This window comes from Allobosea sp. TBD101 (assembly GCF_059817965.1).
In genome coordinates, this window is sequence record NZ_CM187543.1 from 611,237 (window position 1) to 628,151 (window position 16,915).

Genomic DNA, 16,915 nt, shown 5'->3' on the forward strand with positions numbered 1-16,915 from the left:
AAGCGCTCAGCGCGTCAGCAGCGCCGTCCCATAGAGGCCGATGGCGAAGAGGGTGTGGCTGATGAAATTGAGCAGGCGGATCTGGTTCGCGTTGGGCTTCTTCGAGGCCGCGATGCCCATGCCCATGCCGGGCTGCAGGATGAACCAGCCGCAGCCGATCGTTGCCCAGCCGACGATGAGTGCCGGCAGGAAGGTCGGGTTACGGGCCCAACCGGCGCCGGCGATCGCCAGTACGATGCCGGCGAAAGCGATGCCGATGAGATAATGGCAGATCCAGCCGATCGCGAGCTCGCCGGCCACGGGTTCGGACTTGGCGATGTCCTCATGCCAGACGCGGCCGCGCGGCAGGTGGGCGAACCAGCGGCCGGGCATCGCCCAGTTCGGCTTGGGGAAGCCGAAAAGGCGCAGGAACTGGGCCCAGATATCGGTGAGTGCGGTCGCGCCGACGCCGATGACGACCATCCGCAAGATCAGATCCGACACGTTCCATCCCCCAAGGCCGCATCGATGCAGCTTCCCCCTGTTGGAGCGGCGATCGCGATGGCGGTCAACCGCTGCGGCGAGCGGATGAGGCGTGGGCGGGCTGCATGCGGCGCACGCCCCGTCCGGGAACCGCTGCCTCTGCCGGCGGGTTGCCTCCGCTGATCCGCATCGAGCGAGGGGGAAGATCATGGCCACGGCGACCGCCGAGACGTCACGCAATGCGGCCAAGGCCGCGACAGGGCCGCATGGCGCTGCCGAGCTGCCCTCCGTCGTGGTCACCAGCTACAATCTGGAGGTCCGGGACGATGACGGTTTCGTCGGCGACAAGGCGAGTCGCGGCGCCTTCATCGAGCATCTCGACGCGCTGCGCCGCCATCTCAAGCGCAATGGCGACGACCCGCTGGAGGGCAAGACCGACGAGATCGGTAAGAAGGAACTCGACGCGCTGTTGCAGGATGGGGACGCGAGAGAAGCGGCGTTGGTGCTCAGCGCCATCGAGGGCTTCGCGCAATCGCTCGCCTTCGTCATCCGCCGCTTTACCCGCTTGAAGAGCTGGGCCGAGATCGAGCGGATCGTGGTCGGCGGCGGCTTTCGCGAGAGCCGGGTCGGCGAACTCGCCATCGCGCGCGCCGCCATCATCCTGCGGACAGAGGGGCGCGATCTCGACCTCGTGCCGATCAGCCACCATCCCGACGAGGCGGGGCTCGTCGGCAGTGCGCATCTCGCGCCGAAATGGATCTTCGAGGCCTATGACAGCCTCGTGGCCGTCGATATCGGCGGCTCGAACATCCGCGCCGGCATCGTCGAGCTCCGCCAGAAGAAGGCGCCGGACCTGAGCAAGGCGCGGGTCTGGCAATCCGAGCTCTGGCGCCATGCCGACGAGAAACCGGGCCGGGACGAGGCGATCGAGCGGCTGGGCAAGATGCTGCGCGAGCAGATCGGTAACGCCGAGAAGGAGGGCTTGCGGGTGGCGCCCTTTATCGGTGTCGGTTGCCCCGGATTGATCCAGCCCGACGCCGCGATCGATCGTGGCGCCCAGAACCTGCCCGGCAACTGGGAAAGCAGCCGTTTCAACCTCGTCGACAGCATCCGTGCGCTCGTACCGGAGATCGGAGAGCACGAGACCGAGATCGTGATGCACAACGATGCCGTGATCCAAGGGTTGAGCGAGATGCCGGCGATGCAGGATGTCGAGAACTGGGCGGTGCTGACGATCGGCACCGGCCTCGGCAATGCGAGCTATCGCAACCGCGCCAAGCCCGGGAGCACGGGGCGCGATTGAGCGGCATGCCGTCGAAAGCGGCGCCTCTGCCATCTTCAGGTCGCGTTTTACAGGGATGAGGCGGCGGGGCCTGTCTCCCCGCCCTTTCCGAATCCGCGAGCCCTGGAGCCCTTCGTGCCGGTCGAATTCCGCTCTTCATCTTGCCTTGCGCGCATGGCTGTGCCGAGGGTCGAGCCGGAGCCGAATCAACTGGACGGACAGGGCCGCATCGCCATGGCAGCGCGCAGGACGCAAGCGTCGTTTTCGAGCCTGCGAGGCTTTCTGGCGGCCTGCCTGCTCCTCGTTGCCATGGCCTGCGCGGTGTCCGGCTCGGCCCTGGCCCAGACGGCGCCCGATCCGGGCAGCCTGCGCGCCCGGCTGGACAATGTCCGCGCCGACCTCGCCCAGATCGAGACGACGCTGGCCTCGCCCAATCCGAGCGATGCCGAATTGCAGCGCCTGCGCCTGCGCCTGCAGCCCTCGCTCGATCAATTGCGCCTGATCATCGACGAGCAGACGCCGCGCGTCGAGCAGGCCAAACTCCGGCTCGACCAGCTTGGCCCGAAGCCCGAAGCGAGCGCACCTGCGGAAAGCGCCGAGATCGTCCGCGACCGTGAAGCGCGGGCCAAGGCCTTCGCCGATGCCGACGAGACGCTGAAACTCGCCAAGGCCTCGTTGCTCCAGGCCGAGCAATTGCAGAGCAATATCGGTGACAAGCGCCGCGAAATTTTCGCCAAGCAACTGTTCGCCCCCGGTCCCTCCGTGGTGAATCCGGAGGTCTGGAGCAACGCGATCGCTACCGCGCCAGAAGACCTTCGCGCCTCCGGCTATATCTTCGGCGGCTGGCTGGAGGGCGTCAGCGAAGCCTTCTCCGGCATGCGCGGCGCGGTGGTCGCGCTGGCCCTGATCGGGGCGCTCCTGCTCTACCTGGCGCGGGCTCGCTACCTGCCGCGCTTCAAGGCCCGCTTCAGCAACACGCAGGACACCGACAACCTGCATTGCCTCTATATCGCGCTCGCCCATATCGTCGCGGGTGCGGCACCGCCGGTGCTGGCGAGTTGGCTGATCTACAAGGCCCTGAACACCACGGGGCTCCTGCCGCCGCGCATCCAGCCGGTGATCTGGGCCGTCGTTGTCGGTCTCGCCTTCTTCGCTTTCGTGCAGGCGCTCGCCGACGCGCTGTTCGCGCCGTCGAGCCCGCAAAGGCGGCTCGTCAAGGTGATGGATTCGACGGCGCGCAGCGTCGTCTGGATCGCGAGCTCGCTCGCGGCGGTGATGTCGGTCGGCAAGGTCTTCGAGGCCTGGCTGCAAGCCATCGCTGCCGGCCTTGCCGTCTCGATCATCGTGAAGGCGTTCTTTGCCATCCTGTTCGCGCTCGCCCTGATCGCCGGGCTCTACCAAATCCGCGACGACGAAGAGGTCGAGCAGGAGGCCTGTCTCGGCCCCTATGTCCCGGTGGATGGCGCAAGCCTCGGGCCGGTCCGCATCATCGGCTGGATCATCGGCTTCGGCATCATCGCCGCCACATTCACCGGCTATGTCATCTTCGCTGCCTTCCTGGCCGAGCAGACACTCTGGGTCGGCATCGTCGCCTGCCTGTTCCTGCTGGTCTTCCTGTTCATCGATCTCGGCATTCCCCGGCTCTTCGGCGGCAAGGGGCGCTTCGCCCTGACGCTGAAGGCGGGCATGGGCCTGCGCGCGGCCACGCTCGACAAGATCTCGGTCATCGGCGTCGGCGTGCTGAAGCTCCTGCTGATCGCGGTGACGCTGCTGCTCATCCTGGCGCCCTGGGGGCTTGAATCCAGCGATTTCCTGGTTTCGTTGCGCGCGGCCTTCTTCGGCTTCCAGGTCGGTGGGGTCACGGTCTCGCTCTCGACCATCGTCGTCGGCGCGATCGTCTTTGCGATGGGCATCGGCGCGACGCGGGCGATGCAGCGCTGGCTCGAGAACCAGTTCCTGCCGACGACGACGCTCGATCCCGGCCTGCGCAACTCGATCACGACGGCGGCCGGCTATATCGGCTACATCGCGGCGGCGGCGATCACGGTCTCGGCGGTGGGCCTGAGCCTGGAGCGCCTGACGCTCGTCGCCTCGGCCCTGTCCGTCGGTATCGGTTTCGGCCTGCAATCGGTGGTGTCGAATTTCGTCTCGGGCCTGATCCTGCTCTGGGAGCGGCCGATCCGGGTCGGCGACCAGGTGCTGGTCGGCGACGTCGAGGGTATCGTCAAGCGCATCAATGTGCGTTCGACGGAGATCGCGACCTTCGACCGGGCGACCGTGATCGTCCCGAACTCGAACCTGATCTCCGGTATTGTCCGCAACCGCGTCCGCAACGACCGCACGGGCCGCGTGCTGATCGCGCTCACCGTGCCGCGATCGCTGGATGCCGGCCAGGTGCGGGCGATGCTGTCCGAAGTCGCCTCGAACCATGGCGATGTCATGCAGAAGCCGCCGCCGGCGGTGATGTTCAAGAAGCTCGGCACCACGACGATGGATTTCGAGCTCGTCTGTGTGGTCGGCGACGTCGAGATCACCGGACGCGTCAACAGCGACCTGAATTTCGCGATCCACAAGCGCCTCGCCGAGATGGAGCCGGCCGCCGCAGTGCCCGAGCTGATGGTGCGTGGGCTGGAAGGCGTCGAGCACTCGCTCGGCAGCATCGCCGAGGCGGTTGGACAGCGAGAGGGCGCGCGCAGCCGCGTGAAGCGCGAAGCGCCGAAGCCTGCGGCAGCCGCTCCGGCGCGCCGTTCGCGCAAGCCGGTTGCGGTGGAGGAGCCCGAGGAGGAGGAGGCAGAGGCCAGCAAGCCCGCTCCCGCCCCGGCGCCCGAGCCGGCCAAGGATGACAGCAAGGAATGATCGGATGCCCAGCCTTTTCCGCCGCGCCGCAGCTTCGCGCACGATGACCTGCCCGGCCGCGCTTGCCGGCGCCCTTGCGATCCTCGGCATTGCCGGCTGCGTTGAGCCGCAGCGGCAGGGCCAGCCGGCCTTCTATCGCGATCTCGGCTCGGCCTCGGCTCAGGTCGATACGGAGCAGGCGCGGGCGATGATCTCAGCGTACCGGCTCAATGCGGGGCTCGGGCCCCTCGTGCTGGATCCCGCGCTGGTCGCTGCGGCGCAGCGCGAAGCCACCGCCATGGCCGGCTCGGACAAACCGGCCCAGGCGGACGCGGTCAAGGCGCGCCTCGCCCGCGAGGGTCAGCCGGGGGGAGAGGCCAATCTCTCGGCCGGCTATCGCCGCCTCGCCGAAGCCTTTTCGGGCTGGCGGGATTCGCCCCAGCATGATCGCGTCATGAAGGATGCGAAGGCCAAGCGCATGGGCATCGCCACGGCCTATGCGCCCGGCTCGAAATATCAGGTCTACTGGGCACTGATCGTCGCGCCGTAACCGACAACGTCTGGCAAGAGCCATCCAGCCGGCGAAGGGCTGATGGTTGTCACCGTCACTATCGCAGCCGTTGGTTGTGAGTTTCCGGTTGTGCAACCATATGCAACCTATTCTTGCGCTCTGTCCGATCGTTCCTGCTTCGGGATCATTCCGGAGGAGCGCGGATGTCACGCCGTCCGCTTGCGCTTGCCCTATTCGCGGCCTTCGCTCTGCCGGGAGCGGCCAGCGCCCAGTCGGGCGGCGGGCTTCGCCGTGGCGCATCGGCTCGACGTGGCCATTCCCGTTGCGATCAATGCCGGCGTCAGCCTGACCGGCAACAGTTTCGGCGGCGCGCGGATGGGCTTGAGTGGCGAGTTCTGAGGGGCTGCGCGACACTCCCGCCAGATCCTGTCAGCGGCGGCGCCTTCAGCCTCTTACCGGATGCGACCGGTGCGGCTAGCTTGCGCCCATGCCCCCGCGCAAGCCGATCTCCCTTCCTGCCGAGCAGGCCCGCCGCATCTGGCTTCGCGCCCAGCAGCTCGACCGACGTGATCCCTTTGGCGCCGGGCCGGAGGCGGCACGGGCCGCGATCGAGCATCTCGGCTATGTCCAGATCGACACGATCAACGTGATCGAGCGCTGCCACCACCATATTCTCTATGCCCGCATTCCCGCCTATCGCCGGGCCGACCTCGCCCATCTGCAATCGGCCTCGAAGAGCGTCTTCGAATACTGGACGCATGCGCTGGCCTATGTGCCCACCCGCGACATCCGTTATTTCCTGCCGGGGATGAAGGCGCATCGCGAGGAGCCGAAGCGCTGGTCGGCGGTCGGCGCCCGCGAGGAGACGCGCAAGCTTCTACGCCGCATCCGCAGGGACGGGGCGCTGTCGATCCGCGACATCGAGGAGGAGCTGATCGAGAAGGCGCATCTCTGGGCCAGCAAGAAGCCATCCAAGGGCCTGCTGGAACGGGCCTTCTACGATGGCGAGCTCGCGATCTCGGCGCGCGCCGGCATGGTCAAGACCTATGAATTGTTCGACCGGCACTTCCAGTGGGAGAAGAAGCCGACGCCTGCGAGCGAGCGGCAGATCACCGCCTATCTTCTCGACCGGGCGTTGACGGCGCAGGGGCTGGTCAGCCTGGATTCGATCTGCCATCTCGACGCGCCCTCGAAGAAGGCGGTGGCCGAGCTGATTGCCGCCCGCGTCAAGCGCCGGGTCCTCGTGCCCGTCGCCGTGGAGAGGGCCGGCAAGACGCAGCACTGGGCCAATCCAGCCGCGCTGGAACCGCTGTCCGCGCCGGACGAAACGCTCATCCATATCCTCTCGCCCTTCGACCCGCTGATGATCCAGCGCAAGCGGGCGAAGCTCTTCCTCGACTATGCCCATGTCTTCGAGGCCTATCTGCCGAAGGAGAAGCGGATCTACGGCTATTTCGGCCTGCCGGTGCTGGCCGGCGAGCGCGTCGTGGCGGTGCTCGACCTCAAGACCGACCGGGCGGCCGGCAAGCTCCTGATGCAGCAATGGACCTGGCTGGAGGGCTGTGAGACGCTGGCGCTGAAGATGGCGATCGAGGAGGAGCTGCAGCGCTTCGAGCGTTTCCAGCTAGATGGTTGATGCCAATCGTATCTTCGTTCATTAAGTTCTGCGCTCTATAGGCCGGCTTTCTTTAAGAGATCGATATGTCAAGAATTGATGACCGCTATCTGGATTGTGTTGTTTATCTTTACGCATCGGAATCTGATGCTGAGAAGGGTATTAAGTCAGGCGGTAGTGGTTTTTTGATTGGACATTATATTAATATTTTTGGAAATGATGTCCCTTTTTTATTTGTAGTTACAAACAAGCATGTTGCTAATAATGGGAATAATACACTTAGATTGGTCTCATCTAGTGGTGGTATTGAGGTAATTGATCTAGACGAGAGGGATTGGGTGTTCCATCCTGATGGCGATGACGTTGCTGTGTGTTTTTTATTGCATGATTACAGGAAGTTTAAATTTAAGCACTTTGGATTAAATAATTTTATTACGAAAGAGATATTAGATAATTATAATATTGGCCCTGGTGATAAAACTTTTGCTGTTGGTCGCTTCGTGAATCATGAGGGTAGTATTAAAAACCTCCCGACTGTAAGGTTTGGGAATATTGCTCAGATGCCGTGGGAGCCAATCCGTCAAGATAATGGCTTCCTACAAGAAAGTTTCCTTGTGGAGTCGCGTTCGGTGGGTGGATATAGTGGATCTCCAGTATTTTGCTTTATTCCGCCTGGATCAATACGGTCAGGTGTTTCTGGCTGGGCTGATAAGATTTTGTTAAATCACGGTCCATGGTTACTTGGTATTAATTGGGGGCATATCAATGATTGGCAACCTGTTTGCGACAGTCTTGGGAGGCCTATCAATCCAACGGACCCTAATAGAATGCAAGTTTTGGTTAATACTGGTATGATGGCCATTGTGCCCGCATGGAAGCTTAGAGAAATATTTGATGGAGGTCTTCTTAATGAGGGCGCTGAAGAAAAATTGAGAATATTGGCCTCGCGTTGGGATGGTTTTCCTGCGGGAATATCCCAATGAAACGGGAGTTTAGCTTCACGCTCCCAGAAGGTCGATCAGCGGCGGAATGAGCGGCTCGTCGGCCGGAGGCATGGCGAGGTCGCGCAATTTGCCGGGGCGAACCCATTTCAGCGCCTGGCCCTCACGCGACATGGCCGTGCCCTGCCAGCGCCGGCAGATATAGAGCGGCATCAGCAGGTGGAATTCGGGATAGGCGTAGCTCGCGAAGGTCAGCGGCGCGAGGCAGTTCTCCTTCACGGTGATGCCGAGCTCCTCGGAGAGTTCGCGGATCAGCGCGGGCTCCGGCCGCTCGCCCGCTTCGAGCTTGCCGCCGGGGAACTCCCAGAGGCCTGCCAAGGCCTTGCCTTCCGGGCGTTGCGTGACGAGGACGCGGTTGTCGGCATCGATCAGGGCGCAGGCGACGACGAGAAGCAGCTTCACAGGGGAACTCAGTTGCCGGAGAGGATGACCTGGACGGGCTCGGTCTCCTTACCCGTCAGCGTGACGCTGTCATAGACCGAGCCGCCCTCGCGGGTGAAGGCCGTCTCCTCGCCCCAGATCACCTGCGTGGTCAGGAAATAGCTGCCCGGCGCGACCTTGTCGAAGGCGAAGCGGCCATTGGCCTCGGCCTTGGTCGTGCGGATGTATTCGGAATAGGCGGGATCGACCTCGTCCTCGCGCGGATAGCCGCTATGGGGCACGTATTTGCCCTTGCCGTAGAGATTGGCGAAGCGTTCGCGGGCGAAGGCGGTATCGGGAATGAGGCGCACGACCTGCCCGGCGGCATTGACCACCACGCCGCTCGGCTTGGTGCGGAAGGCATGGCCGACGATCACGCCCGTGCCGGTCTTCTTGATGAAGGCGGCCTCCTCGGTGGAGAAGGCCACGGTTGCCGGCTTGCGGTCGACGCAGCCCGCCACGATGGCGCCGACCAGAGCGGTCGCCGCGACAATTCCGATCTTCATGCAGCCCCCACCCGACGCGGCGCCATCGTCACCAGGAAGACGCCGATCAGGATGATGCAGCCGGCGGCGATCTGCCGCAACTCCAGCGTTTCGCCGAGAACGAGAACGCCCATGACCGCGGCGACCGTGGGTACGAGATAGCCGGTCATCGCCGCGCGCGTCGGACCGGCCGCCCGGATCAGGCGCATGAACACCGTCATCGGGATTGCCGTGCAGACGACCCCGAGGGCGAGCATGGCAGCCCAATGGTCGCGCAGGGGCAGAAAGGCCGCCGGCCCGGCGAAGAGCAGAGCCAGAAGCGAGGCGCTGAGCCCGGAGACGACCTGCTGGCCGAGTGCGAGGCGCATCGGATCGCCGGCCGGGGCCGGCACGGCCCGGACATAGATATTGCCGGCCGCATAGCTCAGCATGGTCGCGACCATCGCGAGGACGCTGAGGCTGGTGGCGCCGCCTTCGAACAGCCGGGGACCGATCAGCAGAGCGACGCCGGCAAGCCCGATCAGGATGCCGCCGAGGCGTCGTCCGCTCAAGCGCTCCTCGGCGAAGATCAGATGCGCGACGATCGCCGTGACGAGCGGCCCGGCCGCCTGGATCATCGCTGCCGGGCCGCTGGCAAGCTGGATCAGGGCGTAGGCCGTCAGGATATTCGGGATCCAGCCATTGGTCGCGCCGAGGACCAGCCAGTGGCGGATCTCGTGGCGGCGGGGCAGCGGGCTCTGGCCGAGCCAGCGCAGCCAGAGCGCGAGCGAAACCGCGCCGAGCAGGCCGCGCCCCGCCGCGATGGCGAAGGGCGAGACCTGTCCGCTCATCAGCTTGATGAACAGGAAGCTCGACCCCCAGAAAATCGCGGTGACGAGCAGGTGGGCGGCAATGAAGCTGCGGCTCGGCTCCCGCGAGGCCGGAGCCTCAGGAGCGGTAGTCGCCATTGATCTCGACATAGGCCTTGGTCAGGTCGCAGGTCCAGACCGTGGCCTTGCCGCGTCCCAGCCCGAGATCGGCGGTGATGACGATATTGTCACCCTTCATGTAGTCGGAGACCGCGACCTCGTCGTAGGATGGCGCGCGCGCGCCCTGCTTGGCCACGACGATATCGCCGAAGCCGATATCGAGCCTGTCGCGATCGGCCGGTTCGCCGGCCTTGCCGACGGCCATGACGACGCGGCCCCAATTGGCGTCCTCGCCGGCGATGGCGGTCTTGACCAGCGGCGAATTGGCGATCGAGAGTGCGACGCGCTTGGCCGAACGGGCGGAGGCCGCGCCGGAGACGCGCACCTCGACGAACTTGCGGGCGCCTTCGCCGTCCTTGCAGACGAGATGGGCGAGCTCCAGCAGGATCGAGTTCAGCGCGCGCTTGAAGCCGGACAGGCGGGCATCGTTGATCTCGGTGATGGCGGGGACGCCGCGCGCCGCCGCCTTGCCCGTCGCGAACAGCATCAGCGTGTCCGAGGTCGAGGTGTCGCTGTCGACGGTGACCGCGTTGAACGAGCCCTTCACGCCCTTGGAGAGCAGGGCCTGGAGCACGGGAGCGGCGATCGGCGCATCGGTGAAGACGAAGGACAGCATCGTCGCCATGTCCGGGGCGATCATACCGGCGCCCTTGGCGATGCCGGCGATCACGACTTCCTTGCCGTCGATCTTGGCCCTGCGGGTCAGCGCCTTCGGGAAGGTGTCGGTGGTCATGATCGCGCGGGCGGCGTCGATCCAGGGACCGTCGGCAGCGCGTTTGGCGCACTCGTCGAGCACGCCCTTGAACTTGGTGGCGTCGAGCGGCTCGCCGATCACGCCGGTCGAGGCGATGAAGACCTCCTGAGGCTTGCAGCCGGCGGCCTTGGCGGCGATCTCGGCGGTAAGCTTGACCGCGTCACGCCCCTTGAGGCCGGTGAAGGCGTTGGCATTGCCGGAATTCACGACGACGGCGCGTGCGGAGCCTTGGCCCAGGTTCTCGCGGCACCAGTCGACCGGGGCGGAGGGGCATTTCGAGCGGGTGAAGACGCCTGCGACCTGCGTGCCCTCGTCGAGCAGCGCGAACCAGACGTCCTGGCGGCCCTTGTAGCGGATGCCGGCCTCGGCGGTGGCGAAGCGTACGCCCGGAATCGGCGGCACCTTGGGCTGGCGCTTCGGCGCGAGCGGGGAAACGGGGACATCCTTGCCGGCCATCGCGACTTCCTCCTGCGGAGCGCTGCTGGAACACCGGCGAATCGTGCGTTCGCCGGGTAGCGCGTCTCGTTCGAAAGCCCCTCTGCCGCAGGCCGATGACGAAAACAAGAAGGGCGGCCACAAGGGCCGCCCTTCAAAATTGCGTGGTATCGAGCGAAGCGCTCAGTTCTTCTTCGGCTCGGCCGGTTTGGCGGCGTCCGCAGCCGGCTTGTCGAGGCGCTCGACCTTGGCCTTCTCGCGCATGGCGAGGACGAGGTCCTGCTGGGCCTTGCGCTCGAGATACTGGTCGATCTGCGGCTTCACCGCGGCGAAATCCGGCAGCGGCTTGGAGCGCTTGTCCTCGAGCTTGATGACGTGCCAGCCGAACTGGCTCTTCACCGGCTCGGAAACTTCACCCTTCTTCAGCTTGAAGGCGGCTTCAGCGAATTCCGGCACCATGCGGTCCTTGGTGAACCATCCGAGATCGCCGCCCTCCTTGCCCGAGCCCGGGTCCTTGGAGAGTTCGGCCGCGACCTTGGCGAAGTCCTCGCCCTTCTTCAGCCGCGCGACGGCGGCCTTGGCCTGCGCCTCGTCTTCGACGAGGATGTGGCGGGCATGGGCCTCTTCCTCAGGCGTCATGGCCTTGGTGGTGTCGTCGAAGAGCTTCTTGGCGGCTTCAGCCGTGACGGCCTTCTTGCCCTCGCGGGTCAGGAATTCGTCGAGCAGCACCTTCTCGCGGTAATAGGCGAGGCGGGCGGCGAAATCGGGCGTATCGCCGATCTTGGCCTCGGCCGCGGCCTTGGCGCCGAGCTTGAGATCGACGAGATAGTTGATGACTTCGTCGCGCTTGCGCTCCTCGGGGAGCTGGGCGAGGCGCTCGCCGAGATCCTCGGAGGCGAGCTGGATGTCCTTCTCGGTGATGGCGATGCCGTCGACCTTGGCGACGACCTTGTCGGCCTGGGCGAAGGCCGGGCCCGCCAGCAGCGCGAAGCCGAGGACGGCGATGAAACGGGCTGAGCTCATGAATGACGGCCTTTCGTCGGAACCGAGGCGGTTTGGCGGCTGCACTGCCCGATGAACGCGGCAAAGGCAAGGCGGTTCAGGCGATCACGACGGCCGATCACGCAGCTTTGCACCGGCCTGGATGCCGCAGCGTCCGACGATCTTGCGCGCCGCTCTTGGAAGCGGGGCGGAAAAACCCCACATCGGGAGCCGAATTCACTTGCCGTTTCACTGCCGATTGGTCGAAACGCACGCTGGACCCTGCCCGCGCTCGCGTCTAAACACGCGGTCGCATTTCGAGAATACCGAACCTCCGGTTCGCGCGCGACAAGCGATACGCGCCGGCCGGGGGCTCAACGCATCACCTGAAAGGCCCAACATGCTTGGCGCGCTCGCAAAGAAACTCTTCGGCTCGTCGAATGACCGCCGCGTCAAGGGCTACCAGCCCCGCGTCGCCGCGATCAACGCGCTGGAGAAAGAGATCGCCGCGCTGAGCGACGAGGCCCTGAAGGCGCGCACCGAAGAGTTCAAGAAGCAGATCGCCGAGGGCAAGAAGCTCGACGACCTCTTGGTGCCGGCCTTCGCCACGGTGCGCGAGGCGGCCAAGCGCGTGCTCGGCCAGCGGCCCTACGACGTCCAGCTCGTCGGCGGCATGGTGCTGCATGAGGGCGCCATCGCCGAGATGAAGACCGGCGAAGGCAAGACGCTGGTCGCGACCCTGCCGACCTATCTGAATGCGCTCGAAGGCAAGGGCGTCCATGTCGTCACCGTCAACGACTACCTCGCTCGGCGCGACGCCGAGTGGATGGCAAAGCTCTATAATTTCCTCGGCCTGACCGTCGGCATCATCGTGCACGGGCTCGACGACGAGGAGCGCCAGCGCGCCTATGCCTGCGACATCACCTACGGCACGAACAACGAGTTCGGCTTCGACTACCTGCGCGACAACATGAAGTACGACACCGCGCAGATGAGCCAGCGCGGCCACCATTTCGCGATCGTCGACGAGGTCGACTCGATCCTGGTCGACGAAGCCCGCACGCCGCTGATCATCTCCGGCCCGCTCGACGACAAGTCCGAGCTCTATGTCTCGATCGACAAGGTGCTGCCCGGCCTCGTCCCGGCCGATTACGAGGTTGACGAGAAGCAGCGCACGGTCGCGCTGACCGAGGCCGGCAACGACCATATCGAGGAACTGCTGCGCGAGGCCGGGATCCTGAAAGAGGGCGACCTCTATGACGCCCACAACGTCACGCTGGTCCACCACGTCAATCAGGCGCTGCGGGCGCATTCGCTGTTCACCCGCGACAAGGACTACATCGTCCGCGGCGACGAGGTCGTGATCATCGACGAGTTCACCGGCCGCATGATGCCGGGCCGGCGCTATTCGGAAGGCCTGCACCAGGCACTGGAAGCCAAGGAGAGCGTCACCGTCCAGCCCGAGAACGCGACGCTGGCCTCGATCACCTTCCAGAACTATTTCCGCCTCTACGCCAAGCTCGCCGGCATGACCGGCACGGCGGCGACCGAGGCCGACGAGTTCTTCCAGATCTACAAGCTCGAGGTCGTCGAGATCCCGACCAACGTCCCGATCGCCCGCAAGGACGAGGACGACGAGGTCTACCGCACCTTCGAGGAGAAGGTGCGCGGCGTGATCCGCGAGATTCAGGCCGCACAGGCCAATGGCCAGCCGTTGCTGGTCGGCACCACCTCGATCGAGCGTTCGGAGCTCATCGCCGAAATGCTGGAGAAGGCGGGCTACAAGCTTCTCGACTTCACCGATCCCAAGGCGCTGGAGCCGGTCTATCAGGCCGCGCGCGAGGGCAGGACCACCAAGGCCTTCGCCGTGCTGAACGCCCGCTTCCACGAGCAGGAAGCCTATATCGTCGCACAGGCCGGCGTGCCCGGCGCGATCACCATCGCCACCAACATGGCTGGCCGCGGCACCGACATCCAGCTCGGCGGCAATGCCGAGATGCGGATAAACCATGAGCTTGCCGGCGTGGAGCCGGGTCCGGAGCGCGACGCCAAGGCCGCCGCCATCCGCGCCGAGGTGGCCGAGTTCAAGCAGCGCGTGCTCAAGTCCGGCGGCCTCTACATCGTCGGCACCGAGCGCCATGAGAGCCGGCGCATCGACAACCAGCTGCGTGGCCGTGCCGGCCGCCAGGGCGATCCCGGCCGCTCGAAGTTCTTCCTGTCGCTACAGGACGACCTGATGCGCATCTTCGGTTCCGACCGGATGGACGGGATGCTGACCAAACTCGGCCTGAAAGAGGACGAGGCGATCGTCCATCCCTGGATCAACAAGGCCGTCGAGAAGGCTCAAGGCAAGGTCGAGGCGCGCAACTTCGACATCCGCAAGAACATCCTGAAATACGACGACGTCATGAACGACCAGCGCAAGGTCGTGTTCGAGCAGCGCCGCGATTTCATGAAGCAGGCGAGCGTGCGCGAGACCATCGACGACATGCGCCATGGCGTGGTCGAGGATGTCGTCGCCCGCCACATCCCTGAAGAGGCCTATCCCGAGCAGTGGGACAGCGCCGGCCTCAAGCAGGAGGTGATCCAGCATCTCAACCTCGATCTGCCGATCGAGGACTGGGCCAAGGAAGAGGGCATCGCCGACAGCGAGATTCGCGAACGCATCCGCAAGCTCGCCGACGAGGATTATGCCGGCCGCATCGAGCGCAACACCGACGAGGTCATGACCTATGTCGAGAAGCAGGTGCTGCTGCAGTCGCTCGACCATCTCTGGCGCGAGCATCTGGTCACGCTCGACCATCTCCGCCAGGTCATCGGCTGGCGCGGCCTCGCCCAGCGCGACCCGCTGCAGGAATATAAGCAGGAGGCCTTCGAGCTGTTCGATGGGCTGATCGGCCATCTGCGCCAGCAGGTCACGGGCCATCTCTCGCGCATCGAGGTGCGCTTCGACCAGCCCGAGGACCAGGCGCCGATGCAGGCGCAGGACGGGGCGGGCTCAGGCTTCGGCGATTATGGCGCGACCGGCGTGCAGTTCGCCGCCACGGATGCCGAAACGACGGTGCTGGACCGCAACCCTGAAGACCCGGAGAGCTGGGGCAAGGTCGGTCGCAACGAGCCGTGCCCTTGCGGCTCCGGCAAGAAGTTCAAGCACTGCCACGGCCAGTTCGCCTGAGGCATTGCCTTCCCGACCGCTTCCGATGCCCGGCCCTGTGCCGGGCATCGTCGTTTTGGGGCGGACCACCTTTGTCATTCCGGGGCGCGCCGGAGGCGTGAACCCGGAATCCACGACTGGGTGGGAGGCTTGCCGCGCGGCATTGAGTGTTTCACCCGGTCGTGGTTTCCGGGTTCTTCGCTACGCGAAGCCCCGGAATGACAAGGGTGGTTCTGATCGCGAGTGTCTCGCCCTCGCGACCGCCCAGCCCGTCCTGCGCCGGATCGACGCATGAATTGTTCGGACCTTATTTACGCCTCGGTAAGACTCTCCTTTCCAAGTTGGCCGCGATGAAAGGAGATGAGACCATGTTCAAGACAGCGCTTTCGGCCGCCTGCCTCACCATTCTGGCGGGTACGGGCGTACAGGCGGCGGGCCCGCAATCATTGGGGCAGTTCGGCGACTGGAATGCTGCCACTTACGCAAAGGGTGACCTGTCGCGTTGCTTCATCATGAGCAAACCTTCGTCGGAGGAACCGTCGAATTTGCGTCATGGCGAAGTCTTCTTCTTCGTTCAAACGGGTAATAAAGCCTCCGACACGGAATCGAGCTTCCAGACAGGCTATGATTTTGCCCAGGACTCCGTCGTCACCGTCACGATCGGCGATGACAGTTTCCGCATGCTGACCGAAGGCAGCAATGCCTGGCTCGAACGGTTGGAGCGGGAGCCAGCGCTGCTCAAGGCGATGCGCGGCGGACGCACCATGACGCTCGAGGCGCGCTCGCTGCGCGGCAACGTCACCACCTATCAGTTCTCGCTTGCTGGCGTGACCGCGGCGTCGCGCATGCTGGCGCGCTGCAATACCAGCGCAACGCAGAGCTGATGCGGATTTCGGGGCGAGCCGTTATTGAGGATGGCTCGCCCTGCATGACCCGCGCTTGCATACGGCTCTCGCAAACGCCAGTTTGAGGGCCGGATGAGCATGACGGCGCGCCGGCGCCGCTGGGGGGACGAGATGGATCTGTCGGGCTTCAACATCGCCGTGATCGTCATCGTGGCGCTGGTCATCCTGACGATCGCGCGGGGCGTCCGCACCGTTCCCCAAGGCTTCAACTACACCGTCGAGCGCTTCGGCCGCTATTCGCGCACGCTGAGCGCCGGCCTCGGCCTGATCGTGCCCTATATCGATCGCATCGGCCACAAGGTGAATGTCATGGAGCAGGTGCTCGACATTCCCTCGCAGGAGGCGATCACCAAGGACAATGCCGGCGTGCGCATCGATGCCGCCGCCTTCTTCCAGGTCCTCGACGCCGCCAAGGCCTGCTACGAGGTCGCCTCGCTGCACGATGCGCTGATGGTTCTGACCATGACCAATATCCGCACCGTCGTCGGCTCGATGGACCTCGATCAGCTCCTGTCGCATCGCGACGAGATCAACGAGCGGCTGCTGCGGGTGATGGATGCCGCCGCCTCGCCCTGGGGCGTCAAGGTCACCCGCATCGAGATCCGGGACATCCTGCCGCCGGCCGATATCGCCGGCGCGATGAACCGGCAGATGAAGGCCGAGCGCGAGAAGCGCGCCGCCGTGCTCGAAGCGGAAGGCCTGCGGCAGGCGGAAATCCTGAAGGCTGAAGGCGCCAAGCAGTCGCAGATTCTCGCCGCCGAGGGCCGCAAGGAAGCAGCGCTGCGTGACGCGGAAGCGCGCGAGAGGCTGGCGCAGGCCGAAGCGGCGGCGACGGCCATGGTTTCGGAGGCGATCGGCAAGGGCGATATCCAGGCCGCCAACTTCCTGATCGCCGAACGCTATACCGATGCGCTGAAGGCAATCGCCTCGAGCCAGAACAGCAAGGTCGTGATCGTGCCGATCGAGGCCGCCTCGCTCGCCGGTACGGTTGGCGGCATCGCCCAGCTCACCAAAGCCGTGTTCGGCGACGATGCGGCGGCGCAGCGCCGGGGCGGGGCCGGCTCGGTGCCGACCTCCGGCCGTCCGGGCGCCTGAGCGGAGGCTGCC

15 protein-coding genes are annotated in these 16,915 nt (G+C 65.1%); 9 read left to right on the plus strand and 6 right to left on the minus strand.

The window, feature by feature from the left end; translation table 11 throughout:
• Nucleotides 1-6: 6 nt before the first annotated feature.
• On the minus strand, nucleotides 7-483 hold the full coding sequence (locus tag AC6RIC_RS02920) for a DUF2938 domain-containing protein (protein ID WP_499735033.1): 477 nt from the start codon (nucleotides 481-483) through the stop codon (nucleotides 7-9).
• A 187-nt stretch (nucleotides 484-670) separates the two neighbouring features.
• Between AC6RIC_RS02920 and AC6RIC_RS02925 the strand changes: the two genes are divergently transcribed.
• From AC6RIC_RS02925 to AC6RIC_RS02950, 6 genes are all read left to right on the plus strand, one after another.
• A complete protein-coding gene (locus AC6RIC_RS02925) occupies nucleotides 671-1,765 on the plus strand; it encodes an ROK family protein (protein ID WP_499735034.1) in 1,095 nt (364 codons plus the stop codon).
• 213 nt (nucleotides 1,766-1,978) lie between these two features.
• Nucleotides 1,979-4,600 (plus strand): DUF3772 domain-containing protein, encoded by a 2,622-nt coding sequence (locus AC6RIC_RS02930; protein ID WP_499735035.1) that lies wholly within the window; start codon nucleotides 1,979-1,981, stop codon nucleotides 4,598-4,600.
• A 4-nt stretch (nucleotides 4,601-4,604) separates the two neighbouring features.
• Nucleotides 4,605-5,129, plus strand: a complete 525-nt coding sequence (locus AC6RIC_RS02935; protein WP_499735036.1) for a CAP domain-containing protein — start codon at nucleotides 4,605-4,607, stop codon at nucleotides 5,127-5,129.
• A 42-nt stretch (nucleotides 5,130-5,171) separates the two neighbouring features.
• Complete coding sequence (locus AC6RIC_RS02940; RefSeq protein ID WP_499735037.1) at nucleotides 5,172-5,489, plus strand: hypothetical protein; 318 nt, start codon at nucleotides 5,172-5,174, stop codon at nucleotides 5,487-5,489.
• Between the two features lie 88 nt (nucleotides 5,490-5,577).
• Complete coding sequence (locus tag AC6RIC_RS02945; RefSeq protein WP_499735038.1) at nucleotides 5,578-6,726, plus strand: winged helix-turn-helix domain-containing protein; 1,149 nt, start codon at nucleotides 5,578-5,580, stop codon at nucleotides 6,724-6,726.
• Between the two features lie 65 nt (nucleotides 6,727-6,791).
• Nucleotides 6,792-7,688: a S1 family serine peptidase gene (locus AC6RIC_RS02950; RefSeq protein WP_499735039.1), complete on the plus strand. Its 897-nt coding sequence runs from the start codon at nucleotides 6,792-6,794 to the stop codon at nucleotides 7,686-7,688.
• A 15-nt stretch (nucleotides 7,689-7,703) separates the two neighbouring features.
• On the opposite strand, the gene mutT is transcribed toward AC6RIC_RS02950, so the two are convergent.
• From mutT to AC6RIC_RS02975, 5 genes are all read right to left on the minus strand, one after another.
• The gene (mutT, locus tag AC6RIC_RS02955) at nucleotides 7,704-8,120 is read right to left on the minus strand and encodes an 8-oxo-dGTP diphosphatase MutT (protein WP_499736544.1); all 417 of its coding nucleotides are present in this window, start codon (nucleotides 8,118-8,120) and stop codon (nucleotides 7,704-7,706) included.
• Nucleotides 8,117-8,632, minus strand: coding sequence for a carboxypeptidase regulatory-like domain-containing protein (locus AC6RIC_RS02960; RefSeq protein ID WP_499735040.1), 516 nt, complete (start codon nucleotides 8,630-8,632; stop codon nucleotides 8,117-8,119). The genes mutT and AC6RIC_RS02960 overlap by 4 nt, the downstream gene beginning before the upstream one ends.
• Nucleotides 8,629-9,558, minus strand: coding sequence for a DMT family transporter (locus AC6RIC_RS02965; RefSeq protein WP_499735041.1), 930 nt, complete (start codon nucleotides 9,556-9,558; stop codon nucleotides 8,629-8,631). Before AC6RIC_RS02965 ends, AC6RIC_RS02960 begins: the two co-directional genes overlap by 4 nt.
• Entirely contained in the window at nucleotides 9,539-10,789 is a 1,251-nt protein-coding gene (argJ, locus tag AC6RIC_RS02970; RefSeq protein WP_499735042.1) for a bifunctional glutamate N-acetyltransferase/amino-acid acetyltransferase ArgJ, read from the minus strand. Before argJ ends, AC6RIC_RS02965 begins: the two co-directional genes overlap by 20 nt.
• 162 nt (nucleotides 10,790-10,951) lie before the next feature.
• A complete protein-coding gene (locus AC6RIC_RS02975) occupies nucleotides 10,952-11,791 on the minus strand; it encodes a peptidylprolyl isomerase (protein WP_499735043.1) in 840 nt (279 codons plus the stop codon).
• A 358-nt stretch (nucleotides 11,792-12,149) separates the two neighbouring features.
• Here AC6RIC_RS02975 and secA point away from each other — a divergent pair, with 358 nt between their 5' ends.
• The 3 genes from secA to AC6RIC_RS02990 all read left to right on the plus strand — a co-directional run bounded on the left by secA (nucleotide 12,150) and on the right by AC6RIC_RS02990 (nucleotide 16,903).
• A complete protein-coding gene (secA, locus tag AC6RIC_RS02980) occupies nucleotides 12,150-14,924 on the plus strand; it encodes a preprotein translocase subunit SecA (protein WP_499735044.1) in 2,775 nt (924 codons plus the stop codon).
• Between the two features lie 347 nt (nucleotides 14,925-15,271).
• Nucleotides 15,272-15,787, plus strand: a complete 516-nt coding sequence (locus tag AC6RIC_RS02985; RefSeq protein ID WP_499735045.1) for an invasion associated locus B family protein — start codon at nucleotides 15,272-15,274, stop codon at nucleotides 15,785-15,787.
• Nucleotides 15,788-15,919: 132 nt separating this feature from the next.
• The gene (locus AC6RIC_RS02990; protein ID WP_499736545.1) at nucleotides 15,920-16,903 is read left to right on the plus strand and encodes an SPFH domain-containing protein; all 984 of its coding nucleotides are present in this window, start codon (nucleotides 15,920-15,922) and stop codon (nucleotides 16,901-16,903) included.
• Nucleotides 16,904-16,915 lie beyond the last annotated feature (12 nt).